General features: G+C 73.9%; 21 protein-coding genes. 10 read left to right on the forward strand and 11 right to left on the reverse strand.

The features are described from left to right. Positions 1 to 68 precede the first annotated feature (68 nt). Positions 69 to 1,220, forward strand: coding sequence for an FHA domain-containing protein (locus GA0070213_RS23425; protein WP_091068853.1), 1,152 nt, complete (start codon positions 69 to 71; stop codon positions 1,218 to 1,220). A gap of 61 nt (positions 1,221 to 1,281) precedes the next feature. Here GA0070213_RS23425 and rocD read toward each other — a convergent pair whose 3' ends face one another. From rocD to GA0070213_RS23455, 6 genes are all read right to left on the reverse strand, one after another. Continuing rightward, complete coding sequence (gene rocD / locus GA0070213_RS23430) at positions 1,282 to 2,496, reverse strand: ornithine--oxo-acid transaminase (RefSeq protein WP_175441463.1); 1,215 nt, start codon at positions 2,494 to 2,496, stop codon at positions 1,282 to 1,284. After that, positions 2,496 to 3,311 carry a dimethylargininase gene (ddaH, locus tag GA0070213_RS23435; RefSeq protein WP_175441464.1) on the reverse strand — a complete coding sequence of 272 codons (816 nt, stop codon included), beginning with the start codon at positions 3,309 to 3,311 and terminating at the stop codon, positions 2,496 to 2,498. The genes rocD and ddaH overlap by 1 nt, the downstream gene beginning before the upstream one ends. Before the next feature lie 417 nt (positions 3,312 to 3,728). Next, entirely contained in the window at positions 3,729 to 4,685 is a 957-nt protein-coding gene (locus GA0070213_RS23440) for a thrombospondin (protein ID WP_245716522.1), read from the reverse strand. 172 nt (positions 4,686 to 4,857) lie between these two features. Beyond that, on the reverse strand, positions 4,858 to 6,315 hold the full coding sequence (locus GA0070213_RS23445; protein ID WP_091069105.1) for an RICIN domain-containing protein: 1,458 nt from the start codon (positions 6,313 to 6,315) through the stop codon (positions 4,858 to 4,860). Between the two features lie 5 nt (positions 6,316 to 6,320). Beyond that, on the reverse strand, positions 6,321 to 7,064 hold the full coding sequence (locus GA0070213_RS23450; protein WP_091068862.1) for a cellulose binding domain-containing protein: 744 nt from the start codon (positions 7,062 to 7,064) through the stop codon (positions 6,321 to 6,323). A 244-nt stretch (positions 7,065 to 7,308) separates the two neighbouring features. Next, the gene (locus GA0070213_RS23455; RefSeq protein ID WP_139128718.1) at positions 7,309 to 7,575 is read right to left on the reverse strand and encodes a hypothetical protein; all 267 of its coding nucleotides are present in this window, start codon (positions 7,573 to 7,575) and stop codon (positions 7,309 to 7,311) included. 151 nt (positions 7,576 to 7,726) lie between these two features. Here GA0070213_RS23455 and GA0070213_RS23460 point away from each other — a divergent pair, with 151 nt between their 5' ends. Both GA0070213_RS23460 and GA0070213_RS23465 read left to right on the forward strand, forming a co-directional pair. After that, positions 7,727 to 8,224 carry a hypothetical protein gene (locus tag GA0070213_RS23460; RefSeq protein ID WP_091068870.1) on the forward strand — a complete coding sequence of 166 codons (498 nt, stop codon included), beginning with the start codon at positions 7,727 to 7,729 and terminating at the stop codon, positions 8,222 to 8,224. A 25-nt stretch (positions 8,225 to 8,249) separates the two neighbouring features. Next, the gene (locus tag GA0070213_RS23465) at positions 8,250 to 9,059 is read left to right on the forward strand and encodes an Fpg/Nei family DNA glycosylase (protein WP_091068873.1); all 810 of its coding nucleotides are present in this window, start codon (positions 8,250 to 8,252) and stop codon (positions 9,057 to 9,059) included. 1 nt (position 9,060) lies between these two features. Here GA0070213_RS23465 and GA0070213_RS23470 read toward each other — a convergent pair whose 3' ends face one another. After that, positions 9,061 to 9,936 (reverse strand): aminoglycoside phosphotransferase family protein, encoded by an 876-nt coding sequence (locus tag GA0070213_RS23470; RefSeq protein ID WP_091068877.1) that lies wholly within the window; start codon positions 9,934 to 9,936, stop codon positions 9,061 to 9,063. A gap of 99 nt (positions 9,937 to 10,035) precedes the next feature. Here GA0070213_RS23470 and GA0070213_RS23475 point away from each other — a divergent pair, with 99 nt between their 5' ends. Both GA0070213_RS23475 and GA0070213_RS23480 read left to right on the forward strand, forming a co-directional pair. Next, positions 10,036 to 10,551, forward strand: a complete 516-nt coding sequence (locus GA0070213_RS23475; protein WP_091068880.1) for a SigE family RNA polymerase sigma factor — start codon at positions 10,036 to 10,038, stop codon at positions 10,549 to 10,551. A gap of 2 nt (positions 10,552 to 10,553) precedes the next feature. Next, positions 10,554 to 11,777 carry a hypothetical protein gene (locus GA0070213_RS23480; RefSeq protein WP_091068883.1) on the forward strand — a complete coding sequence of 408 codons (1,224 nt, stop codon included), beginning with the start codon at positions 10,554 to 10,556 and terminating at the stop codon, positions 11,775 to 11,777. Between the two features lie 68 nt (positions 11,778 to 11,845). Here GA0070213_RS23480 and GA0070213_RS23485 read toward each other — a convergent pair whose 3' ends face one another. Together GA0070213_RS23485 and GA0070213_RS23490 are read right to left on the reverse strand one after the other, a co-directional pair. Then, positions 11,846 to 13,216 (reverse strand): FAD-dependent oxidoreductase, encoded by a 1,371-nt coding sequence (locus GA0070213_RS23485; RefSeq protein ID WP_091068889.1) that lies wholly within the window; start codon positions 13,214 to 13,216, stop codon positions 11,846 to 11,848. Positions 13,217 to 13,257: 41 nt separating this feature from the next. Further along, positions 13,258 to 14,406: a carboxylate-amine ligase gene (locus GA0070213_RS23490; RefSeq protein ID WP_091069109.1), complete on the reverse strand. Its 1,149-nt coding sequence runs from the start codon at positions 14,404 to 14,406 to the stop codon at positions 13,258 to 13,260. A 215-nt stretch (positions 14,407 to 14,621) separates the two neighbouring features. Here GA0070213_RS23490 and lysX point away from each other — a divergent pair, with 215 nt between their 5' ends. The 4 genes from lysX to GA0070213_RS23510 all read left to right on the forward strand — a co-directional run bounded on the left by lysX (position 14,622) and on the right by GA0070213_RS23510 (position 20,646). Beyond that, positions 14,622 to 17,933, forward strand: coding sequence for a bifunctional lysylphosphatidylglycerol synthetase/lysine--tRNA ligase LysX (gene lysX / locus GA0070213_RS23495; protein ID WP_245716523.1), 3,312 nt, complete (start codon positions 14,622 to 14,624; stop codon positions 17,931 to 17,933). Between the two features lie 43 nt (positions 17,934 to 17,976). Next, positions 17,977 to 18,252 (forward strand): DUF6412 domain-containing protein, encoded by a 276-nt coding sequence (locus tag GA0070213_RS23500; RefSeq protein ID WP_091069113.1) that lies wholly within the window; start codon positions 17,977 to 17,979, stop codon positions 18,250 to 18,252. Between the two features lie 150 nt (positions 18,253 to 18,402). Beyond that, positions 18,403 to 19,146 (forward strand): YidC/Oxa1 family membrane protein insertase, encoded by a 744-nt coding sequence (locus GA0070213_RS23505; RefSeq protein ID WP_091068895.1) that lies wholly within the window; start codon positions 18,403 to 18,405, stop codon positions 19,144 to 19,146. Positions 19,147 to 19,221: 75 nt separating this feature from the next. Then, positions 19,222 to 20,646 (forward strand): carbohydrate-binding protein, encoded by a 1,425-nt coding sequence (locus GA0070213_RS23510; RefSeq protein WP_091068900.1) that lies wholly within the window; start codon positions 19,222 to 19,224, stop codon positions 20,644 to 20,646. 69 nt (positions 20,647 to 20,715) lie between these two features. Here the strand turns inward: GA0070213_RS23510 and GA0070213_RS23515 are convergent, their stop codons facing one another. Together GA0070213_RS23515 and GA0070213_RS23520 are read right to left on the reverse strand one after the other, a co-directional pair. After that, entirely contained in the window at positions 20,716 to 21,378 is a 663-nt protein-coding gene (locus GA0070213_RS23515; protein ID WP_091068902.1) for a DedA family protein, read from the reverse strand. A gap of 79 nt (positions 21,379 to 21,457) precedes the next feature. Continuing rightward, positions 21,458 to 22,051, reverse strand: coding sequence for a DUF1349 domain-containing protein (locus GA0070213_RS23520; RefSeq protein WP_091068906.1), 594 nt, complete (start codon positions 22,049 to 22,051; stop codon positions 21,458 to 21,460). A gap of 53 nt (positions 22,052 to 22,104) precedes the next feature. On the opposite strand from GA0070213_RS23520, the gene GA0070213_RS23525 reads away from it, so the two are divergent. Next, complete coding sequence (locus GA0070213_RS23525) at positions 22,105 to 23,757, forward strand: alpha-amylase family protein (RefSeq protein WP_091068909.1); 1,653 nt, start codon at positions 22,105 to 22,107, stop codon at positions 23,755 to 23,757. Positions 23,758 to 23,777: the final 20 nt, after the last annotated feature.

Here is a 23,777-nt window from a genome sequence, read left to right on the forward strand (position 1 = left end):
GCCGCCGGTGCGGGCGGCCGGTAGGGTCGTCGCATGGTGGACGGGCACGACACGGTGCGGAGCGCGGCATGAGATTCGAGATCAGCAAGGTGCTGGACGCCATCGAGGGGCGGGTCAGCACCGATCCCTCGCTGGCGCGGGCCGTGGTCGACCTGGCCGAGGTGATCCGGTGGCAGAACCTCGACGGCGGCCGGCCGGCCAGCCTGTTGCGGCTCGGGATGGTGATCGACGCGCTGTCCCGACAGATCGGCGAGGACAGCGTCCAGGTCTACGCGATCGTGCACCGGGCGCTGCTGTCCGACGCCGACCTGACCTCGAACGAGCGGATGGTGGTCCGCCGCTGGGCCGACGACGGCCTGGTCGAGGTGCTCGACCAGCCCGGCGACCGGATGCTCGAGGTGGCCGACCTGCTCGGCCTGCCGGTGCTCACCCGGGCCCGGCTCGACGGGCTGATCGGCAGGTACCCGTGGATCGGCCAGGCCGGTCGGGTGCTCGCCCCGGTTCCCGGCGCCGGCGGCCCGGTCTTCATCGCGCACGTCGGCGGCGGCCAGGACCCGGCCACCGGCAGCCGCTCGCCCGCCGGGGTCAAGCTGCTCTCCCGGCAGTGGCGCTGCCCCGAGCCGGGCTGCGCGCTCTTCGGCGGTGGCGGGGGCGGCGGCGCGTTCGCCGACCTGGCCGGGACGGACCGGGGCCCGTCCGAGCAGCCGCCGCCCACGCTGCGGACCGGCGCGCCGACCTGCCCCCGGCACGGCGCACGCCTCTCCGACGCCGGTCAGCGCCCGCGTAGCGAGGTGCTGGCGGTGCGGATCGGGGGGTTGGTGCGGCGACGGTTCGTGCTCACCGAGACCGAGCCGGTGGCGGTCGGGCGGGCGCCGGACGGGCCCGGCGCGGTGCAGCTCGGCCAGTGGCTCAACGACGAGGCCCGGCGCTGGATCAGCCGCAGTCACGTCCGCTTCGACCTGGGGCGCGGGGGCGAGGTGGTGGTCACCGACACCAGCACCAACGGCTCCGGCGTACGCCCGGGCGGGTCGATGGTCGAGGCGGAGCGCATCCCGCTGCCGCCGCAGCAGTCCCGCACGCTCGGCGAGGGGGACCTGATCGAGCTCTACCCGGGCGTGCAGGTCGGGCGGGCCGCCGAGACGGCCAGCGACGCGACGTACACCCCGAACTCGGTGATGGCCGAGGCGCCGACCATGGCGATGCGGCTGCCGCGTCCCTGACCCGCACGCGAGAAGGGCGCCGGGACCGTCGTGGTCCCGGCGCCCTTCTTCGGGTACGAGGTCAGCCGGCCAGCACGGCGGCGAGCTGCGCCACCGCGTGGTCGATCTCGTCCTCGGTGATCACCAGCGGCGGGGCGAGCCGGATGGTGGAGCCGTGGGTGTCCTTGGCCAGCACACCCCGCTCCATCAGCCGCTCGCATGCCTGCCGGCCACTCATCAGCGCCGGGTCGATGTCGACGCCGGCCCAGAGGCCGCGGACCCGGACGGCGACGAGGCCCTTGCCGAGCAGCGCCTCCAGACCGGCCTTCAGCCGCTCGCCCAGCTCGGCCGAGCGGCGCTGGAACTCGCCGGTGGCGAGCAGCCGGACCACCTCGGTGGCGACCGCGCAGGCCAGCGGGTTGCCGCCGAACGTCGAGCCGTGCTGGCCGGGCTGGAGCACGCCCAGCACGTCACGGTTCGCGGCCACCGCGGAGACCGGCACGATGCCGCCGCCGAGCGCCTTGCCCAGCAGGTACATGTCCGGGACGACGCCCTCCAGGTCGCAGGCGAACGTCGCGCCGGTGCGGCCCAGGCCGGACTGGATCTCGTCGGCGACGAACAGCACGTTCCGCTCGGTGCAGACCTCGCGGACGCCGGGCAGGTAGCCCTCCGGCGGCACCACGACGCCCTGCTCACCCTGGATCGGCTCCAGCAGCACGGCCACCGTGTTCTCGTCGATCGCCGCGGCCAGCGCGTCCAGGTCGCCGTAGGGGACCACGGTGAAGCCCGGCGTGTACGGCCCGAAGTCGGCGCGCGCGTCCTCGTCGGTCGAGAAGCTGACGATCGTGGTGGTGCGGCCGTGGAAGTTCCCCTCCGCCACCACGATGTTGGCCTGGCCCGGGGCCACGCCCTTGACCTGGTAGCCCCACTTGCGGGCGACCTTGATGCCGGTCTCCACCGCCTCGGCGCCGGTGTTCATCGGCAGCACGAGATCCTTGCCGCACAGCGCGGCCAGCTCGCGGCAGAAGTCGGCGAACTGGTCGTGGACGAACGCGCGGCTGGTCAGCGTGAGCCGGTCGAGCTGCGCGTGTGCGGCCTCGATCAGCTTCGGGTGCCGGTGGCCGAAGTTCAGCGCCGAGTAGCCGGCCAGGCAGTCCAGGTAGCGGCGGCCGTCCACGTCGGTGAGCCAGGCGCCCTCGGCCGACGAGATCACCACGGGCAGCGGGTGGTAGTTGTGCGCCGTGTGGCGCTCCGCGTCCCGGACCGCGGAGGGCGTCCGCAGCATGTCGTCGATGATCACTTGATCGCCTTTCCCTGACGGAGTCGCAACGTGCAGCACTTCGGTCCGCCGCCGGCCTTGCGCAGCTCGGACAGGTCGATCCCGATGGTCTCGTAACCCCGGTCGCGCAGCTTCGCGGCCAGGTCGGTGGCCTGCGCCGGCAGCACCACGTGCCGGCCGTCGCTGACCGCGTTCAGGCCGAGCACCTCGGCGTCGGCCATGGTGGCGTGGATCGCGTCCGGGAAGAGCCGGCGCAGCACCGCCCGGCTGCCCGGGGAGAACGCCTCCGGCAGGTAGGCCACGGTCCGCTCGTCGAGCACGGTGAGCGCGGTGTCCAGGTGGTAGAAGCGGGGGTCCACCAGCTGCATGGTGACCACCGGGTAGCCGAAGACCTCCTGGAGCTGCGCGTGCGAGGCGTGCGCGGTGCGGAACCCGGTGCCGGCGAGCAGGTGGTCGCCGACCAGCAGGACGTCGCCCTCACCCTCGTTGACGTGCTTCGGGTCGTACATCTCGAAGCCGGCGGCCTCGAACCAGGCCCGGTAGGCGGGCGCCTCGTCGGCGCGCTGCGGGTCGCGGAACTGCACCGCCATCGCCTTGCCGTCGATCACCGTGCCGCCGTTGGCCGCGAAGACCATGTCCGGCAGGCCGGCGACCGGGTCGATCAGCTCGACCTCGTGACCCAGGTCGAGGTACGTCTGGTGGAGCTGCTCCCACTGCCGGATGGCCAGGTCGGGGTCGACCGGGGCGGTGGGGTCCATCCACGGGTTGATCGCGTAGTCGACGGCGAAGTACGTCGGCCGGCACATCAGGAGGCGCTGGCGGGTGGCGTCCATCGTCATGTGGTGCTCCCAGGGTCGGGCGCGCCCGGCCACGGTCGGCCCACGGGCTGGCGCCGTGCTCCAACCGTATGCGGCCGGGGGCGTCGACTTCCACCGTGGGAAGTTGCGTTGAGCAGCAGATCGTTGCGTCTACCGGCTCGGTCCCGGCCGATCGTTGCGTTCAGGCGTTCTCCAGCCGTACGGCTTCCTCGGCTGGCCTTCTCGCGGGCCTCCCGCGCCTCACGCGCCGGGCTCGCCACCTCGCCGCCTGGGCGGCGAGGGCTGGCCGGTCGAGCTCGGGAAACACTTCGGGGGCGGCGAATCGCCGCCCCCGAAAGAGGTGTTGCCCGGCCGGTGAACCACCGGTGCTGCCCGGTGAACCACCGGAGCTTGTCGGGCTGCCGGTCGCTGCCGGCGATCGGAACAGTGCCCTCAGAACCGATCGACAAACTGTGAATCAAGCCACTCACGGAACCGGCCCGCCCAGTCGCCGTCCGTGGTCGGCCAGTCGAACTGGCCGGTCATCGCCACGATGCCGAGCACCACGGCGGCCAGGCCGACCATGATGCCGATCAGCGCGTCGGTCTTTCCGGCCACGTGCCGGCGGCGGGTGGCGATCAGGCCCAGCACCGCCAGCACCGCACCGATGGCGCCGAGCCCGATGCCGTAGCCGGCCAGCGTGCCGGAGAGCACGAAGAGCGCGCCGGCCACGGACACGATCAGGCCGAGCGTGGCGAGCAGGCTGGCCCGCGGCTTCTTCGTCAGCTCCGGGTCGATCTCCCGGTCGGGTCGGCCGTCCCGGTCGAGGTCGACGGGCCGGTCCGGTCGGCCGTCCCCGTCCAGGTCGACGGGCCGGTCGGGTCGACCGTCCCGGTCCCGGTCGAGGGGGCGGTCCGCGTGGCCGGCCCGGTTCAGGTCGACGGGGCGGTCCGGTCCGCCGTCGCGGTCCCGGTCGACGGGGCGGTCCGCGAGGCCGTCGCGGTCCAGGTCGACGGGGCGGTCCGGTCGGCCGTCCCCGTTCAGGTCGACGGTCTGCTCCCGGGTCGGGTCCGGGTCGACGGTCCGCGCGTTGCGGCCCAACGGCCGGCTGGTCGCCGCCCGGGCCGCGGCGGCCCGCTGTGCCGCCCGCCGCTCCGCCTCACCGGTCCGCGGCACGGTCTCGACGTGCCCGCCATCGACCGGCCCGGCGGCCGGCGCCCGGCCCGCCTCGGTGACCTGCGCAGCCTCACCGGCCCGGCCGGTGTCGGCGGCCCGTTCCGCCTCGGTGGCGGTCGCGTCGCTGCGGTACGTGGTCCGCGCCGCGTCGCGGTCGGTGACCACCGGTTGGCCGGCCGTTCCGTCCGCGACCGGGTTCTCGTCGCGGGCGTCCACGACTCCGTCGCCGTTCACATCGGTACTGCGCGCCGGAGACTTCCGGCGGGACAAAATGTTCACCTTGGCACCTCCTGATGCAGGCGCGGAGGCCGCGCATGACACGCAGGAGGTACCCAGGCGGGCAGAAGTCGACACCCGTCGACGGAACGCGGCCCGCCCGTCCGGCGGGCCGCGTTCCGGTCCGCCGTCAGGACTGGGTCCGCGACCACTGCTGGTTGGTGCCGCTGCCACAGGTGAGCTGCTGGACGTCCGCGCCGTCGCCGGTGCCGGCGTTGACCACGTCCAGGCACTTGCCGCTGTGCCGGGCCCGGAGCTGGAACCAGCCGCCGGTCGCGGCCCACTGCCACTGCTGGTTGGCGCCGCTGCCGCAGGTGTACTGGATGATGTTGGCGCCGTCGGCGGTGGACGCGTTGGCGACGTCGAGACACTTGCCGCTGTTGGCGTTGACGAGGCGGTACCAGCCGCCGCCGGCGTCCTGGAACTCCCACCGCTGGTTCCCGCCGCCGTTCCAGGACCACTGCTTGACCTCGGCGTTGTTCGCGGTGGAGCCGTCCATCACGTCCAGCACCCGGCCGCTGTGTCGCGCGGTCACCCGGTAGGAGGTGGGCGAGCTGCCGGTGACCGTCCCGGTGGCCGTGTCGACGGTGACGGACGGATACCAGGTCAGGCTCATGCTGGTGGCGGTCGGGAAGGTGATCGGCAGCCACACGTACTGCGAGTCGTTGACCGGCCCGCCCCAGGCGCCCGCCCACCGGTCACCCAGATAGAGGTAGCTGGTGGTGGACGTGCCCTGGATCGGCAGCACGAAGGCCGGCTGGGAGTTGAACGTGGTGCCGTTGCCCACGTCGGTCCAGCCGCTCCACGGCCCGGAGATGCTCGACGCGGTGGCGTACCGGGCCTGGTTCGGGCTCCAGCCCGTCGCCGCCGACGTCAGCAGGAAGTAGGTGCTGCCCCGCTTGAACATCGCCGGCGCCTCGCGGGTCGCGCCGGCCCAGAAGTTGCCCACCAGGCCGGCCACGTCGAGGTAGTCCGAGGTGAGCCGGTAGATGTGCAGGTCGCGGTTCTCGTTGGCGGCCGAGATCATGTACGCGGTGCCGTTGTCGTTGTAGAGCGTGATGTCCCGCGACATGTGCTGCCCGAGCGGCCGGAAACTGCCGTGGTAGGTGTAGGCGCCGTCCACGGTGGCCGACGAGGCGACTGCGGCCCGCGCCTCGTTGTAGTCGGACCCGTTCTCCTTGTGCATCCACATCACGAACCGGCCGGTGCCGGCGTTGTAGATGACCTTCGGGCGCTCGATGTTGGCCCGTTGCAGCTCGGCGGCCGACGACTGGGTGAGCACGTTGTTGCGGAACTCCCAGGTGCGCAGGTCGGCGGAGCGGTAGACGGAGACCGCCCGGAACGTGTTGTCCGGGTTCCGGTTCTCGCCGAACCAGTAGTAGTAGTTGTCGACCTTGAGCACGCCGCCGCCGTGGGCGTGCACCACCGCGCCCGTGGTGTCGGTGAACTGCGTGCCGTTGGTGACGGTCACCGGTGCCGCCACCGCGCCCGAGCCCGGCCCGAGCACCGTCGCGGCGGCCACGGTGAGCGCCGCCAGGACCGCCCGCAGGCGCCCGCGCCCGCCCGTCCGATCCGCCGGGAAACGCATGCCGCTCACCGTCCGCAGATCGGCGTGATGCCCGCGGACGCGCTGCTGGCCGCCACGAGTACGCCGAACGTCGTCGAGGCACCCGGCGCCAGCGTCCCGTTCCAGGAGGCGTTGCGGACCGTGACGTTCTCGCCGGCGCGCTCGGCCACCCCGCCCCAGATCGACTCGATGCGCTCGTCCCCGGACCACTGCCAGGAGACGAGCCATCCACCGGTCGACTCCGTGCCGGTGTTGCGCACGGTGACCGTGGCGATGAAGCCGCCGTACCACCGGCTGTCGATCCGGACCGTCGCGGCGCACGTCGACGTGGACAGCGTCCGCGCCGGGCCGCCGATGACGTACGGGTCCCGATGCCCCTGGGTGTCGCTGAACCGGAACCAGTAGTCGGTGTCGGGCGTCAGCCCCGCGACGGTCACCGTCCCGGAGCGTTCCGGCTTCGAGACGGCCTCGGCCACCGGGTCGCGCCACGCGGTGGCGTCCTCGCGGCTGGCGAAGAGCGTGACGACCATCGGCGGGTCGTAGCCGCAGGGCGGGCTGAGCAGCATCCAGTAGGTGATGGTGAGGCTGGTGGCGGTGGTCCCGGTCACCTGCCCGCTGACCGGCAGCGCCGGCAGGCACGCCAGCGTGGGCGTGGGGGTGGGCGCGGGTGTCATGGCGGGGGTGACGGGCGGCTGGGCGGCTCCGGCCGAGGTGGCGAGGCCGGTCAGGGTGAGGGCGGCGGCCACTGCCGCGCCGAGGGTACGGATCATCTGCGCTCCTGAGCTGAGCTGCGGCCCCGCGGCGGCGGTGGGTGGCGTTCAGCCGCCCGGGCGGCGCGACGGCGGCACGGCGGACTGCCGGAGAGGACTGCCCAGCACCGGATGCCGGAGCACCCCGCGCGTCACTCTCCTGCTGGCATCGAACGGCTCGCGCCGGCTCCCGAGCGCGACCGCAGACAGTCTGTCAGTCGACAGACGTCGATTCAACGACGTCCCGCGACGCGGTCCGGCCTGGCTAGTCGGGGGCGATGCCGTGGGAGCGGAGGATCTGGCGGACGCGCTCGCGTGTGTAGCCGGTCACCCGCACGATGTCGACCTGACGCATGCCGCCCTGCGATGCCTCCACGATGGCGGTGGCGAGCCGGTCGCGGGCCTCGGTGACCTTCTCCCGATCCTCGGCCGCACGCTGGGCGGAGGCGGCGGCGGTCGCCTGCGCCATGTGAAACGCACGCACCGCATCCGCTAGTCGGTTGGCCATGCTGTAGATGATCTCACTGGCCAAATGAGGGGTGTTTTTCGCGATAGAGTTTGGCCGATCAATCGACCTTGGCAAGGCCAACTTCTTACTGGTAATTTGGCATTACGTCAGGCGGCCCTCGGTCAGCGATTGCGGCGCTGGCCGAGGGCCTTGATCGCCTACGAGGAGGCGACCCGTGAGCACCCTACCCACGCTGCCCACCTGCGGGGCACCGGCGACCGTGCGGATCGAGCTGTACACGGTCGACTCCCTGGACGCCTGCGCGTACACCTGCACGGCGCACACCCCGCAGGCCACCGCCGCGATCGGCGGAGCCGGGCTGGCGGCGTACCCCTCGGGTCTGGAGCCCGGGGTGTCGCGGCCCTGCGGGCACGTGCACGTCTTTCCGACCGGCGCCCTCGCCGCGGACCCGGACCACCCGCGCTGGTGTGACCGCGACGGTTGCCGGCTCCGGGGCCGGCACCGCTCCCGGGCCCGCCAGGTCGACACCAACCGATCGGAGGCGTCCGCCGTCGAGGTGGGGTTGGTGCGGGCGTTGCACGCCGGCGCGGAGACGATGGTGACCCTGGGCGGCGAGGCCACCGTACTGGCGCTGTCGATCGGGCAGGCGCGGGTGCTGCGGTACCGGCTGGCCCACCTGCTCGACCTGGCGGTGGCCAGCCGGCAGAGGTGAGCGGGGCTGGCTACCCTTGGCACCTGTGCCAGAGGGACACACCATCCACCGCCTCGCGACCCGCCACGCCGAGCTGTTCGCCGGCGACAAGGTGCACGCGGACAGCCCGCAGGGCCGCTTCGCCGACGGCGCCGCGCGGCTCACCGGCACCGTCCTGGACGGCACCGAGGCGTACGGCAAGCACCTGCTGCACCACTACGCCGGTGAGCTGACGTTGCACGTACACCTGGGGTTGTACGGGAAGTTCGCCGACGGGCCGGGTGAGCCGCCGGCCCCGGTCGGCCAGCTGCGGCTGCGCCTGCACAGCGACCGCAACTGGCTGGAGCTGCGCGGCCCGACCGCCTGCGAGCTGCTCACCCCGCCCGAGGTGGCGGCGCTGCGCGCCCGGCTCGGCCCCGACCCGCTGCGTGCCGACGCCGACCCGGACCGGGCGTACGCGCGGATCCGGCGCAGCCCCACCCCGCTCGCCGCGCTGCTGCTGGACCAGTCCGTGGTCGCCGGCACCGGGCTGATCTTCGTGACCGAGGCGCTGTTCCGGGCCGGATTGCCGCCGCTGCTGCCCGGCCGGGAACTCACCCCGGCCGGCTGGGTGGAACTCTGGGCGGACCTGGTGGCGCTGATGACCGTCGCGGTCGAGCGCGGCCGGATCGACACCGTCCGCGACGCCGACCTGCCCGAGGCCACCGGTCGGGCACCGCGCGTCGACAGGCACGGCGGCGAGGTGTACGTCTACCGCCGCCCCGGCGCGCCCTGTCACGTCTGCGGCACGGCGGTGAGCCGGGGCGTGCTGGCCGGACGCAACCTCTACTGGTGCCCCACCTGCCAGGCCGGCTGACTCACCGCGCGTCGAGCAGCCAGCGGGCCGCCTCGACGTTGCCGGGGAAGACCTGGTCGCCGCCGACGCTCCAGGCCACCGTCTGCCCGACCGCCCAGCCGCGCACCCGTTCCCGGTCCAGGCCCAGCTCGGCGCTGAGCCGGTCGAGCCGGTGCCGCACCGCCGCCGGGGAGTGCCCCAGCTCCGCGCCGCGTACCAGCGGGACCACCGCGAACTCGCGCTCGCCGACCAGCGGCTTCGGGTCGATCACCAGCCAGGGCTCCCGGCCGGCCGCGAGCACGTTGCCGGCGTGCAGGTCCTGGTTGACCAGCACCTGCTCACCCTGGCTCGGCGCGAGGTCGGCGAGGAACCCGAGCGCGGCGTCCAGCAGTCGCCGCTCGTACGGTCGGTTGGCCCGCCGCCAGTTGCCGGGCATCCGCTCCGCCCAGCCGGCCGCCTCCTCGGCGAGCGGCGTGAACGGCGGGCCGGCCGGCACCCCGAGCCGGGGCAGCAGTCCGACCGCCGCGTCGAGCGCGGCGTCGGCCGGGAGCGTGTGCAGCGGCGTGCCCGGGTCGCAGCGTTCGACGAGCAGCGCCCGGAACCCGGCGTCGTGGGCGAGCAACCGGATCGCGCCCCGGCCGGCCCAGTGCGCCAGCGCGGTCGCCTCGTGGACGCTGTCGTCGTCCGGGTACTGGAGCTTCAGCACCGCCCGCGTCCCGTCCGGCAGCTCCGCCGGCAGGGCCAGCGAGGCGAACGCGTAGTCGAACGGTGGCCCGACGGCGGTCAACTCCCACCGCGCGACACACGCGGCCAGCCGGTCGGGCAGCTCCGCCAGCCACGCCCGCCCACCCGGCGCCCGCTCGGTCCACCGCAACCCCTCGGGGATCTCCCATCGCATCCGCCCATCCTGCCCGCGCCCGAAGGTGTCCGGGGGGCGCGTGCAACCCGGACGGGCGGGACGCCGTCTGGAAGAGCGAACCCCCATGGAGGTAGCCGGATGTCGGAGACGGCGGACCAGGAATACGTGGCGTACGTGACCGCGCGACTGCCGGCGCTGCGCCGACTGGCGTACGCGTTGTGCGGTGACGCCGACCAGGCCGACGACCTCGTGCAGGAGACCGCGACCCGGCTCTACCCGCGCTGGTCGCGACTCGGCGAGGTGGACCGGTTGGACGCCTACGTCCGGACGGTGCTGGTGCGGCTGTTCCTCGACAGCCGCCGGCGCGGCTGGTGGCGGGTCCACCTGTTCGGTGGGCCGCCGGACGTCCGCTCCACCGAGGACCGGGGCGTCGAGGACCGGACCGTGCTGCGGGACGCCCTCGACCGGGTGCCACCCCGCCAGCGGGCGGTGCTGGTGCTGCGTTTCCTGCACGACCTCCCGGTCGAGGAGGTGGCCCGCACGCTGGGTTGTTCGCCCGGCACGGTGAAGAGCCAGACCTCGCACGGTCTGGCGGCGATGCGACGACTGCTCGGTGACCGGGAGCTGGCCGGTCGGACCGGAACGGAGCGGTGACCATGACGATCGACGAGAAGCGCGTCGCGGATCTGTTGCGACTGCTGGAGGACGAGCCCGACCGGCCCTCCCGGATCGACCTGGGCCGGGCGATCCGGGAGGCCCGCCGCCGGAGGCGGAACCGACGGGTGGGGACGGCCGGGGCCGCCGCGCTCGGGGTGCTGGCGTTCGCGGCGCTTCCGGTGGCGCTGCACCAGCGGCCGGACGCCGGCGCGCCGGAGCCGGCCGTGGTGAGCGGTGCGCCGACCCCGGCACCGACCAGCCCGTCCCCGCGCCCACCGGTCTGTACGGCTGAGTTCCTGTCCGCGCCCACCGGGCGGAGCCTGGTCACCGGCGGCGACCCCAGCGGCCGATGGCTGGTGGGGAGGCTGTACCCCGGTGGCCTCAGCTACCCGGTCGTGCTCTGGCACGACGGCAAGCCCCAGAAGATCAAGCTGCCCGGCAGCGACCAGCGGATGCTCGACGTCAACCGGCACGGGCTCGCGGTCGGGGAGACCTTCGTCGCCGACCGGTCGCAGGCGTGGGCGGTGCGGGCCGGACGAGCGAGTCGGCTGTCGGGCAGCGGCGTGGCGGGCGCGACGGCGGTGAACGACGCCGGCCGGATCGTCGGCTTCCGCCAGGTCGGGGAGCGGCAGCTGCCGGTCGTCTGGGAGAACCTCCGGAGCGAGGCGGTGGACCTGCCGCTGCCCGGCCCCCGTTGGGAGGGGACGGCGGTCGCCGTCGGCGAGGACGGCACCGTCGTCGGCAAGGTGTCCGACGGGCCGTCGGGCGACATGCGGGCGGCGGTCTGGCGTACCGGCGCGAGCCGCCCGGAGCTGCTGCCGCTGCCGTCCGTTCCGGATGGGACCGCGTTCCAGTTCGCGCCGGGCTCGATGGCCGGCGACTGGGTCATCGGCACCGCCTACCGCGAACTCGACCCGGGCCGCGTCCGCAGCGGATGGCAGCTGTATCCGACCCGGATCAATGTGCGCACCGGAGAGAGTGTGGCGCTGGCGGAGCCGTTCCACGCGGAGGTGGGCAACGACCGGGGGTGGCTGGCCGGTGAGTCGGGCCGCCAGGTGGCCGTGCTGCACACCGGGGCGGGGTTGCTCATGCTGCCACGGCCGGGCGGTGGCGGTGCGGCGGTCGGTGCGGTGGCCAGCATGAGCGACGACGGGCAGGTGCTCGGCGGCCAGGTGGACCTCGACGGCGGTGGGTTCCGGGCGGTGCGCTGGACCTGCCGCTGACGGCTCCGCGCCGGAAGCGTCAAGAGGGGGCCCCTCCTATGCAGAAGACGTTAAGAGGGGGCCCCTTCTTACCTCGACAGGGCGTCGACGGCCTTGCGGGCGGCGATCAGCACCGGATCCCAGACCGGGGCGTACGGCGGCGCGTAGCCCAGGTCGAGCGCGGTCATCTCGTCCACCGTCATGCCGTTCCACAGCGCCACGGCCAGCGCGTCGATCCGCTTGGCCGCCTCGGACCAGCCGACGATCTGCGCGCCCAGCAACCGCCCGCTGGGCCGCTCGGCGATCAGCTTCACGGTCATCTGCCGGGCCCCCGGGTAGTAGCCGGCCCGGTTCGTCGACTCGGCGGTCACCGTGACGAATTCGAAGCCGGCCTCGACGGCGTCGCGCTCCCGCAGGCCGGTGCGCCCCACCTCCAGCTCGCAGACCTTGGTGACGGCGGTGCCGACCACGCCGGGGAAGGTGGCGTAGCCGCCGCCGATGTTGATTCCGGCGACCCGGCCCTGCTTGTTGGCGTGCGTGCCGAGCGGGACGTGCACCGGCATGCCGCTGACCCGGTGCAGGGACTCCACACAGTCGCCGGCCGCCCACACGCCGGGCACCCCGGGCACCCGCATGCGGCGGTCCACCCGGATCCCGCCGGACGGCCCGAGCGGCAGCCCGGCCGCCTCGGCGAGCGCGGTGTTGGGGCGTACGCCGAGGCCCAGCACCACGACGTCGGCCGGGATCGGCCCCTCGTCGGTGACCACCGCGGCGATCCGGCCGTCGCGTTCGGTGAGGCCGGTGACCGTCATGCCGGTGCGGATGCTGATGCCGACCCCGCGCATCGCCTCGGCCACCAGCTCGCCCATGTCCGGGTCGACGGTGGCCATCGGCTGCGCGGCCTGCTCGACCAGTTGGACCGTGAGCCCGCGCTGCACCAGCGCCTCGGCCATCTCGACGCCCACGTAGCCGCCACCGACCACCACCGCGTGCCGGGGCCGGGGCTCGTGTTCGAGCCAGTCGAGCAGCGCCGCGCCGTCGTCGAGCGTCTGCACGCCGAACACGCCGGCCACCTCGTCACGCGCCCACTCCGGCTGCACCGGGGTGGCGCCGGTCGCGTACACCAGGGTGTCGAAGCCGGCGCGGACCTCGCCGCCGCCGTCCAGGTCCCGGGCGACGACCTCGCGGCGGTCCAGGTCGATGGCGGTGACCTCGTGGCGGGTCCGGACGTCGATGTCGTACTCGTCGCGGAAGGCGTCCGGGGTCCGGGCGACGAGCTGGTCGCGTTCCGGCACCAGGCCGCTGATCCAGTAGGGGATGCCGCAGGCCGAGTAGGAGGTGAAGTGCCCCCGCTCGAACGCGACGACGTCCAGCTCGGCGCGGCCCCGGCGGCGCCGCGCCTGGGAGGCCGCCGACATGCCGGCGGCGTCCCCGCCGATGACGATCATCCGTTCCGCCACGCCGCTCATCCTGTCACGCCGCCCGTTCGCGGCGGGGCAGCTCAGCCACGGGTCTGCCGGGCCACGTCGGCGACCACGTCGACCAGTTCGCCGGTGCGTTCGAACACCGCCCGCTGCCGCGCCGCGCCGCTGCCGTGCCGCCGCAGCCCGCCCAGCAGGTCGGTCACCCGGTCCAGGTCGCCGTGCCGGTCCAGCTCCGGGCGGAGCCGGTCGACCAGCCGGTCCAGCAGCTCCCATGCCGGGCGCAGCTCGCCGTCGTGCAGGTCGACGCCCTGGCCCTCCAGCCCGTCGTGGGCGGCCCGCCAGTGCGCCGCGACCAGCAGGTGGTGGTCGGTGTTGACGGCCGGGCGGCCGGCTTCGATGTCGGTCAGCGCGGTCGCGACGAGCCCGCGCACCAGCGCGGCCACCAGCACCGCGTCGTCCACGGACGGGCAGACGTCACCGATCCGGAGCTCCACGGTCGGGTACTTGGCGGAGAGCCGGGCGTACCAGTAGAGCATTCCCTCGTCGAGCATCACGCCGCTGGCGATGAGCTGCCGGATCAGCCGCTGGTAGTGCTCGTGCGACTCGAGGTAGGGGGTCGGCGCGACGGACGGCCAGCGTTCCCACTCGATGGAGCGCCAGCTCGCGTAGCCGGTGTCCGCGCCCCGCGCGAACGGGGAGTTGACGGTGACCGCCTGGAGGATCGGCAGCCAGGGCCGGACGTGGTTGAGCACCTGCACGCCGGTGTCCGGGTCGGGCACGCCGACGTGCACGTGCATGCCGTTGTTGCCGGGGCCGGGCACCAACAGCCGGAACCGCTCGATCATCCGGTCGAAGCGGGGCTTGTCCACCACCGGCGGCACCGGCCCGTCGACCGGCCCGGTGCCGATCGCCAGCAGCCGTACGCCGGCCCGCTCGGCCGCGTCGGCCAGCTCGGCGCGGAGCATGCCCAGCGAGTGGCGGATCGAGGACAGGTCCAGCCCGGGCGGGCTGCCGATCTCGATCTGGCTGGTCTGGAACTCGCGTTCCACCTGACCCCGCAGCTCGGCCGGCACCTGCTCCATCACCAGCTCGACGGCGGGCACGGCGGTGCCGGTGTGCGGGTCGGCGAGCAGGAACTCCTCCTCGACGCCGACCGTCAGCAGGTCCGTCCCGCCCGGCGCGGCGTCCCGTTCCCGCTCCGCCACTGGGCCGCTCATCGTCACCACCGTCTCCTCCCGACCGGTCACGGCACCGTGCCGTGTGGTCGACGCCCCTGTTACCCACCGTGTCGACGCCCGGAAACGCACCGGACGGCGTGTCGGCCCGATTCGCCCGCTCGCGTTCGGCCGCCGGGTGGCCGCCGAGGGCCGTCGCGCACCGGGAACGCGGGTCTACGATGAGCCGGCCCGGCGGGCCGCCGCCGGCGGCGGAGGAGGTCGCGGTGACGGGGAACGGCACGTCGCGGACGGTGACCGGGGTGCGTGCCCAGGTCCCGCGCGGTTTCGCGATCCTGCTCGCGGCGGTCGCCGCGGTGTGCGCGCTCGCCGCGTTGAGCAGCGCCGTCGCCGCCGACGTGCAGCCGGTCCGCACCGCCATCGACGCGCTGCTGGTCCCGGCGCCGGCCAACCTGGCGTACGCGGTGTTCCTCGGCGTCCTGGCCGCCGCGGCCCGGCGGCGCAAGCGGCTGGCCTGGTGGGTGCTGCTGGTCTACTTCAGCCTCACGCTCGTGGTCGGCCTGACGGCCGGCGGGCTGCTGCTGATGGTGGGCGCCAACGAGCTGAACCACGCCGCCGGCCAGCGCCTCTTCGGCACCCTGGAGACCATCGGCGTCTGGGTCGGCATCGCGTTCGCCGGCGCCGCGGTGGCGCTGCTGGTCGCCGCCCGGCGGGAGTTCTACGCCCGGGTCCGGCCGGGCAGCACATGGCGGGCGTTGGGCGTGCTCGCCGGCCTGGCCGTCGCCTTCGTCGGCCTGGGCTACCTGCTGCTCCTGGTCGAGCCGGGGAGCCTGCACACCTGGTCGGACCGGCTCGGCTACGCGGTGGAGAAGGTCTTCGGCGGGGCGGTCACGCTGGACGTGACCCGGCGGGGGCAGGCGCCCGGCTGGGTCAACCTGTTGCTCGGCGCGTTCGGCGCGACCGCGTTCCTGGCCGCCCTGTTCACCCTGGTCCGCTCGCAGCGGGCCAACGCGGTGCTGCACGCCGGCGAGGAGGAGCGGATCCGGGAGCTGCTGGCCCGGCACGGCGAGCGGGACTCGCTCGGCTACTTCGCCACCCGGCGGGACAAGGCCGCCGTCTTCTCGGCCAGCGGCAAGGCCGCGCTCACCTACCGGGTGGTCAACGGCGTCAGCCTGGCCAGCGGTGACCCGGTCGGCGACCCGGAGGCGTGGGGCCCGGCCATCGAGGCGTGGCTGGAGCACTCCCGGGCCTACGCGTGGACGCCGGCGGTGCTGGGCGCCAGCGAGGCCGGCGCGCGGGCGTACCGCCGGCACGGCCTCAAGGTGCTCCAGCTCGGCGACGAGGCGATCCTGCTGACCCGGGAGTTCGACCTGGACGGGCGGGACATGCGGCCGGTCCGCCAGGCGGTGCACCGGGTCGAGCGGGCCGGCTACACCGCGCTGGTCCGCCGGCACGCCGAGATCCCGCCGGAGGAGATGGCCCAGGTGGCCGCGTTGGCCACCTCGTGGCGGGACACCGGGCACGAGCGTGGTTTCTCGATGGCGCTGGGCCGCCTCGGCGACCCGGCCGACGGCGACTGCGTGCTGGTCGAGGCGCGTGACGGCGCGGGGCAGGTGCGCGGGCTGCTGTCGTTCAGCCCGTGGGGCACGCGCGGGGTGTCGCTGGACCTGATGCGCCGGGACCGGACCGCCGACAACGGGGTCACCGAGTTCATGGTGGCCGCGTTGCTGGCCGCCGGCCCGCGCCTCGGCGTCGACCGGGTGTCGCTCAACTTCGCCGCGTTCCGCTCGGTGTTCGAGCAGGGCGCCCGGATCGGCGCCGGCCCGGTGATCCGGGCCTGGCGGCACACCCTGCTGTTCTTCTCCCGCTGGTGGCAGCTCGAGTCGCTCTACCTGTCCAACGCCAAGTACCAGCCGCACTGGACGCCGCGTTACCTCTGCTTCGCCGAGCGCCGGGAACTGGCCCGGGTGGGTCTCGCGGCGGCCGCCGCCGAGGGCTTCCTGGCCCTGCCCGGCGGCCGGCCCACCCCGCTGCACGGGGTGCCGCCGGCCGGCGGCGGGGTCGGCTACGTGCCGCCGGCCGCCGCCGCGGTCCGGGCCGTCCCGCCGGAGCCGCCCGCCGTCCGCCTTCCCGAGCAGATCCGGGTACGCCTGGCCAAGCTCGACCGGCTGCGGGCCGAGGGCGTCGACCCCTACCCGGTGGGCTATCCGCGCACGGCGAGTTGTGCGGCGGTGCGCGCGCGGCACGCCGGCCTGACCCCGGACACCGGCACCGGCGAGACGGTGGCGGTGGCCGGGCGGGTGCTGCTGGTCCGCGACCACGGGCGGCTGCTCTTCGTCACCGTGCGTGACGGCAGCAGTGACCTTCAGCTCCTGCTGGAGCACGACCTGGACCGGTGGCGGTCGAGCGTCGACATCGGCGACCACGTGGGCGCGACCGGCGAGGTCTACGCGACCCGGCGCGGCGAGGTGTCGGTGCGGGTGGCGAGCTGGGAGCTGACCGCCAAGTGCCTGCGCCCGCTGCCGGACAAGCACCACGGGCTGGCCGACCCGGAGGCGCGGGTCCGGCAGCGCTACCTCGACCTGGCGCTGGACCCGGCGGCCCGGGAGATGCTGCGGGCGCGCGGCGCGACGCTGCACAGCCTGCGTGCCGGGCTGGCCGGGCGGGAGTTCCTGGAGGTGGAGACGCCGATCCTGCAACGGGTGCACGGCGGCGCGAACGCCCGCCCGTTCGTCACCCACATCAACGCCTACGACCTGCGGCTGAGTCTGCGCATCGCGCCGGAGCTGTATCTGAAGCGACTCGCCGTGGGCGGGATCGAGCGGGTCTACGAGCTGGGCCGGGCGTTCCGCAACGAGGGCGTGGACGCCACCCACAACCCGGAGTTCACCGTCCTGGAGGCCTACCAGGCGTACGCCGACTACCACGACATGCGCGAGCTGGCCCGGGAGCTGATCGTGGCGGCGGCCACCGCGGTGCACGGCGAGCCGGTGGCCCGTCGGCCGGGTGGCGAGCTGGTCGACCTGGGCGGCGAGTGGCGGGCGGTCACGGTGCACGAGGCGATCTCGGCGGCGCTGGGCGAGGAGGTCACCGCCGACACCGAGCTGGCGACCCTGCGCAAGCACTGCGACGCGGCCGGGGTGCCGTACGACCCGCGGTGGACGGCCGGCGCGGTGTTGCTGGAGCTGTACGAGCGGTTGGTCGAGGCGCGCACCGAGGCGCCCGCGTTCTATCTGGACTTCCCGACCGAGGTCTCGCCGTTGACCCGCCAGCACCGGCGCGACCCGCGGCTGGCCGAGCGCTGGGACCTGGTGGCGTACGGGATGGAGCTGGGCACCGCCTACACCGAGCTGGTGGACCCGACCGAGCAGCGGCGGCGGCTGACCGCGCAGTCGTTGCAGGCGGCCGGTGGTGACCCGGAGGCGATGGAGTTGGACGAGGACTTCCTCACCGCGCTGGAGTACGCGATGCCGCCGACCGGTGGCCTGGGGCTGGGCGTGGACCGCCTGGTGATGCTGCTGACCGGCCGCTCGATCCGGGAGACGCTGCCCTTCCCGCTGGTCCGCGAGTCGTCCTGACCGCGGGCGTGACACGGGGTTCTAGGGTGGGCGTGTGGTGGGGATGCTGGGGCTGCTGACCGGGACGTGGGCGTACGCCCTCGCCCTGGTCGCGGACCGGCCGGCCGGGTTGCTGGCCGGCGCGGCGGTGGCCGCCGCGCTGCTGCTGGCCACGGTGCTCGCGCTGCGGGTGCGGGCGCTGCCCACCCCGCCGGGCGCCCGGCGCGCCGCCTCGGTGCGCGCCCGCGCCCGCAGCCGGCGGATGCCGCGGCAGGTCGACCCGGACGCGCCGGGCCGTCCACGCCCGCGCGCACCCGGGCTGCGCCCCTCGGCCGCCTGACCGCTCCCGCCGGGAAGCACCCGCACGCGTCACGGACGCACTCGGGGGTGACCGTCGCGGGTGGTGCGCGGCCGATTCCGTCGTCATCCGTCCCGCCGTGCCGCGCCGTCGCGCGCCCGGGGCATCCGGAATCGTCCGAGGGGTCCGCCCATGCTCGCCTTCGCACCGTTGCACGCCGCGGCCTCGGCCGCCGCGGCCGTCGTCACCTGGCTCGCCGATGCGCTCGTCCCGCTCACCGGCGGCGCCGCGACGGCCGCCGCCATCGTCCTGTTCACCGCCGCCGTCCGGCTGCTGATCTCACCGCTCACGCTGGCCCAGGTCCGCGGGGAGCGGCGCCGCGCGGCGCTCGCCCCCGAGATCCGCGAGCTCCGGCGCCGGTACGCCGACGATCCGACCCGGTTGCAGAGCGAGCTGTTCGCGCTCTACCGACGGGCCGGGGCCGGCCCGGTCGCGGGGTGCCTGCCGGCGCTGGTGCAGGCGCCGTTCTTCCTGGTCATGTACCGCGTCTTCGCCACCGGTGACGGCGCGCCGGAGCTGTTGGGGGAGCGGCTCGCCGGCGTACCGCTGGGGTGGCACCTCGGCGACGGGCTGACCGGTGGCGTGCCGGTGGTGTTCGGGGTGCTGCTGGCCGCGCTGCTGGCGTTGGCCTGGTGGTCGTCGCGGCGGGCGCGCCGGCTGGCCGCCGCCACCGGCACGGTCGGCGGCGCGCCGGCCGACGGGCCGGGCGCGGCGGTGCTCGGCCGGCTGCTGCCGCTACTGCCGTTCGGCACCGTGCTGGTGGCGCTGGTGGTGCCGCTCGCGGCGGTGCTCTATCTGGTCACCACCACCGCGTGGACCGCGCTGGAGCAGGGTCTGCTGCGGCGGCCGCAGCCGGCGGCCATCGACAAGCGTTGACAAATGCGGGGGCGGGCGCGTAGAAATCGCCTCAGAGAGCGCTCTCCGCCCCGTCCCCGCAGAGAGGCACCCCGCATGAACCCGATCCCGGCGGCCCCGGCCGCCCCCACCACCATGTCCCGGTCCCGCCGCCGGCTCGGCCTGACCGCGGCCGTGCTGGCCGGCACCACCGCGCTCGCCGGCGTCTCGATGACCGCGCAGGCGGCCGTCCCGACCCCGCCCTCCGGGTGGAGCCTGGTGTGGAGCGACGACTTCACCGGCGCGGCCGGCACGCTGCCCTCGTCGGCCAACTGGATCGTCGACACCGGCACCAGCTATCCGGGCGGTCCGGCCAACTGGGGCACCGGCGAGATCCAGACCTACACCTCCAGCACCGCCAACCTGGCCCAGGACGGCGGCGGCAACCTGCGCATCACCCCGCTGAAGGACTCCGCCGGCCGCTGGACCTCGGCGCGGATCGAGACGGTACGCAGCAACTTCAAGCCGCCGAGCGGCGGCGTGCTGGCGATCGAGGGCCGGATCCAGATGCCCGATGTGACAGGCGCGGCGGCGGCCGGCTACTGGCCGGCGTTCTGGGCGCTCGGCTCGCCCTACCGGGGCAACTACCAGAACTGGCCGGGCATCGGCGAGTTCGACGTGATGGAGAACGTCAACGGGATCAACTCGGTGTGGGGCGTGCTGCACTGCGGCGTCGCGCCGGGCGGCCCGTGCGACGAGTTCAACGGTCGCGGCGCGTCCCGGGCCTGCCCGGGCAGCACGTGCCAGTCGGCGTTCCACACCTACCGGTTCGAGTGGGACACCTCGGTGAGCCCTCAGCAACTGCGCTGGTACGTCGACGGGCAGCAGTTCCACACCGTCACGCAGGGCCAGGTCGGCGAGCCGTACTGGACCCAGATGACCAGCCACGCCGGCTACTTCCTGCTGCTCAACGTGGCGATGGGCGGCGGCTTCCCGGACGGGGTCGCCGGTTCGGCCACGCCGACCGGGTCGACCGTCTCCGGTCGGCCGATGCTCGTCGACTACGTGGCGGTCTACTCCCGGGGCGGTGGCGGCAACCCGTCGCCGACGCCGACCACGCCGCCGCCCGGCGGGGTGCGCAACGCGTACGCCACCATCGAGGCCGAGTCGTTCAACGCGCAGAACGGCGTGCAGGTGGAGACGTGCACCGAGGGTGGGCAGGACATCGGCTGGCTGGCCAACGGCGACTGGGCCCGCTACGACAACGTGGACTTCGGCTCGACGCCGCCGCGCGACTTCGTGGCCCGGGTCGCCTCCGGCGCGGCGGCCGGGGTGAGCGGCCTGGTGGAGGTGCGGGTGGACAGCCCGACCGCGACCCCGATCGGCAGCTTCGCGGTCGGCAACACCGGCGGCTGGCAGACCTGGCGGTCGGTGCCCGGCAACGTCGGCGCGGTGACCGGCCGGCACACCGTCTATCTCACGTTCAGCAGCGGCCAGCCGGCCGACTTCGTCAACGTCAACTGGTTCACGTTCCGCCGCTGAGGTGTAAGGCGGGGGCCCCGCTTAACGCATTCGGATGTGGCGGGGGCCCCGCTTAACACGTCGCCGCGGTCAGCGCCCGGTGGTCACCGACTGCCGGGCGCGCCGCCGGCGTACCTTCTTCGCCGCCCAGCTCACGATCATCACACCGAAGATGGCGAAGATCGCGTAGTTGAACCACTGGCTGTAGCGGTCGACGTCCTCCCAGCGCGACCCGAGGAGGAAGCCGGCACCCACGATCAGCGTGTTCCACACCCCGCTGCCGAGCGTGGTGAGCAGGATGAACTCGCCCAGTGGCATGCGGTTCGCGCCGGCCGGGACCGAGACCAGGCTGCGCACCACCGGCACCACCCGGCCGATCAGCACCGCCCAACGGCCGTGCCGCTCGAACCAGCGGTCCGCCTTCTCCAGATCCTCCAGGTCCACCAGCGGAATGTGATCCAGCCAGCGCTTGAGCCGGTCCTCGCCGAGCGCCGCGCCGAGCCAGTAGAGCACCAGCGCGCCGAGCAGCGAGCCGGCGGTCGCCGCCAGCACGATCACCACCACGTTGAACCGGCCCTCGGCGGAGAGGTAGCCCGCCATCGCCAGCACGATCTCGCTCGGGATCGGTGGGATGATGCTCTCCAGCGCCACCAGCAGCGCCACGCCGACCGCGCCCAGCGAGTCGATCACGCTCGCCACCCACCCGGTCAGCCCGGTGAACTGGTTCGGATCGACGTTCTGGGCCAGGGCCATGGGCGGTCCTTCCACACGGGGGCCGGAGATCCGGCACTAGTACCCGTGCGAGGGGTGCTCACACCCGGCGGTGACCGGGCTAACCCTCCGGGTGCAGCGCCGCGTCCGCCGGCCCGCGCCGCCAACCGGTGAAGCGGACCAGCAGGCCGCCGTGGCTGGGCGAGCAGCAGTACGGCCCGGCCGTCGCCTCCGCCGCCGGGTCCAGCGGGGCCACCCGCACCAGCCGCCACGGCTCGTCGTCCACCCGGGCCCGGACGGTCAGCGCGTCGCCGGCCCGGCTCACCCGGACCGTCACGTCCCGCCCCGACCAGTCCGGCACCGGCGCCACCGACCAGTCGGAGAACTCGTCGGTCACCACGGCGCCGACCTGCGGCGACCCGTCGCTGACCTCGACGCCGGCCTTGGTCCACCGCCGCTCGTCCACCCGCACCAGCACGCCGGCCTGGTCGAACTGGGCGGCGTAGTCGAGCCGGAAGGAGACCTCGACGGCGGTGTCCACCGGGAACGGGGCCAGCAGCGCGGAGCCGTCGTCGTGCACGAAGCCGTAGCTGGTGCGGCGCCAGAAGTCGCTGCCGCCCCGCGGCTCGACCAGGAGCCCACCGTCGACGGCGTCGGCCCGCTCCGGCGGGTTCAGCCACCTGCCGGCGGACCAGTCGGAAGCCTCCTCGTTCATGGGGGCACGGTACCGGGTTTGCCGGCTCGCGGGTTCGGAGAAGTAGTCCCCGCATGGGTGACAGGTGGTATCAGGAGGCGGTCGTCTACTGCCTCGACGTCGACACGTACGCGGACTCCGACGGCGACGGGGTGGGTGACTTCCAGGGGCTGATCGGCCGCCTCGACTACCTGGCCCGGCTGGGGGTGACCTGCCTGTGGCTCAACCCGATCCATCCCTCGCCCAACAAGGACGACGGATACGACGCGACCGACTTCTACAACGTCGACCCGCGGCTCGGCACGCTCGGCGACTTCGCCGAGCTGCTGCACCAGGCGCAGAACCACGGCATCCGGGTGATCATCGACCTGGTGGTCAACCACACGTCGGACCAGCACCCCTGGTTCCAGTCCGCCCGCTCCTCGCCCGACTCGCCGTACCGCGACTGGTACGTCTGGTCCGACCACGAGCCGGCGGACCGGCACCAGGGCATGGTCTTCCCCGGCGAGCAGCACGAGACCTGGACCTACGACCGCACCGCCAAGGCCTGGTTCTACCACCGCTTCTACAAGTTCCAGCCGGACCTCAACATCGAGAACCCGAAGGTCCGCGCGGAGATCAAGAAGATCACCTCGTTCTGGCTCCAGCTCGGCGTCTCCGGCTTCCGGATGGACGCCGTGCCGTTCATCATCGAGAAGACCGAGCCGGGCAACCCCAACGCGCCCAAGGACTTCGACTACCTCACCGACCTGCGCCAGCACGTGCAGTGGCGGCGCGGCGACGCGGTCCTGCTGGCCGAGGCGAACGTCGAGCCCGACCAGCTGCCCGTCTACTTCGGCGACGGCAGCGGCTCCGGCAACCGGATCCACATGCTCTTCGACTTCATGCTCAACGGCCGGCTGATGCTGGCGTTCGCCCGGGAGGACCCGGAGGCGATCATCGACGCGCTGCGGGACACCCCGAAGCTGCCCACCGGCGGGCAGTGGGCCACGTTCCTGCGCAACCACGACGAGATCGACCTGTCCCGGCTCACCGCCGACCAGCGCAACGACGTGCTGGCCACGTTCGGGCCGGACGAGAACATGCAGCTCTACGGCCGGGGCATCCGCCGCCGGCTGGCCCCGATGTTGGGCAACGACCGCCGGCACATCGAGCTGGCGTACGCGCTGCAGTTCTCGCTGCGCGGCACGCCGGTGCTGCGCTACGGCGAGGAGATCGGCATGGGGGAGGACCTGTCGCTGAAGGGCCGTGACGCGATCCGTACCCCGATGCAGTGGTCCTACAAGGACAACGCCGGCTTCTCCACCGCCGAGCCGGAGAAACTGGTCCGCCCGGTCATCGACAAGGGCGAGTACGGCTACCAGCAGGTCAACGTCACCGCGCAGCGCAAGGACCCGCGCTCGTTGCTGGGCTGGTTCGAGCGGATGATCCGTACCCTGCGGGAGGCCCCGGAGGTCGGCTCCGGCAGCACCACGCACATCGACGTGCCGGTGCCGGCCGGGGTGCTCGCGCACCGCGCCGACGGGCGGACCGGGACCATGGTCTTCCTGCACAACCTCGGCACCGAGGACGTGGAGGTCGACCTGAGCACGCTGGCGCCCGAGGCGGACCTGCCGATCGACGTGCTCAGCGACCGCAACTACGAGGACGTGGGCAAGCTCGACCGGCTCAAGCTCGCCGGCCACGGCTACCGCTGGATCCGGCTGTGCCGGGGCGGGGCCCTGTAGGCGGACGCGACGGCGGGTTA

Source organism: Micromonospora humi, from assembly GCF_900090105.1.
Lineage (GTDB): Bacteria > Actinomycetota > Actinomycetes > Mycobacteriales > Micromonosporaceae > Micromonospora > Micromonospora humi.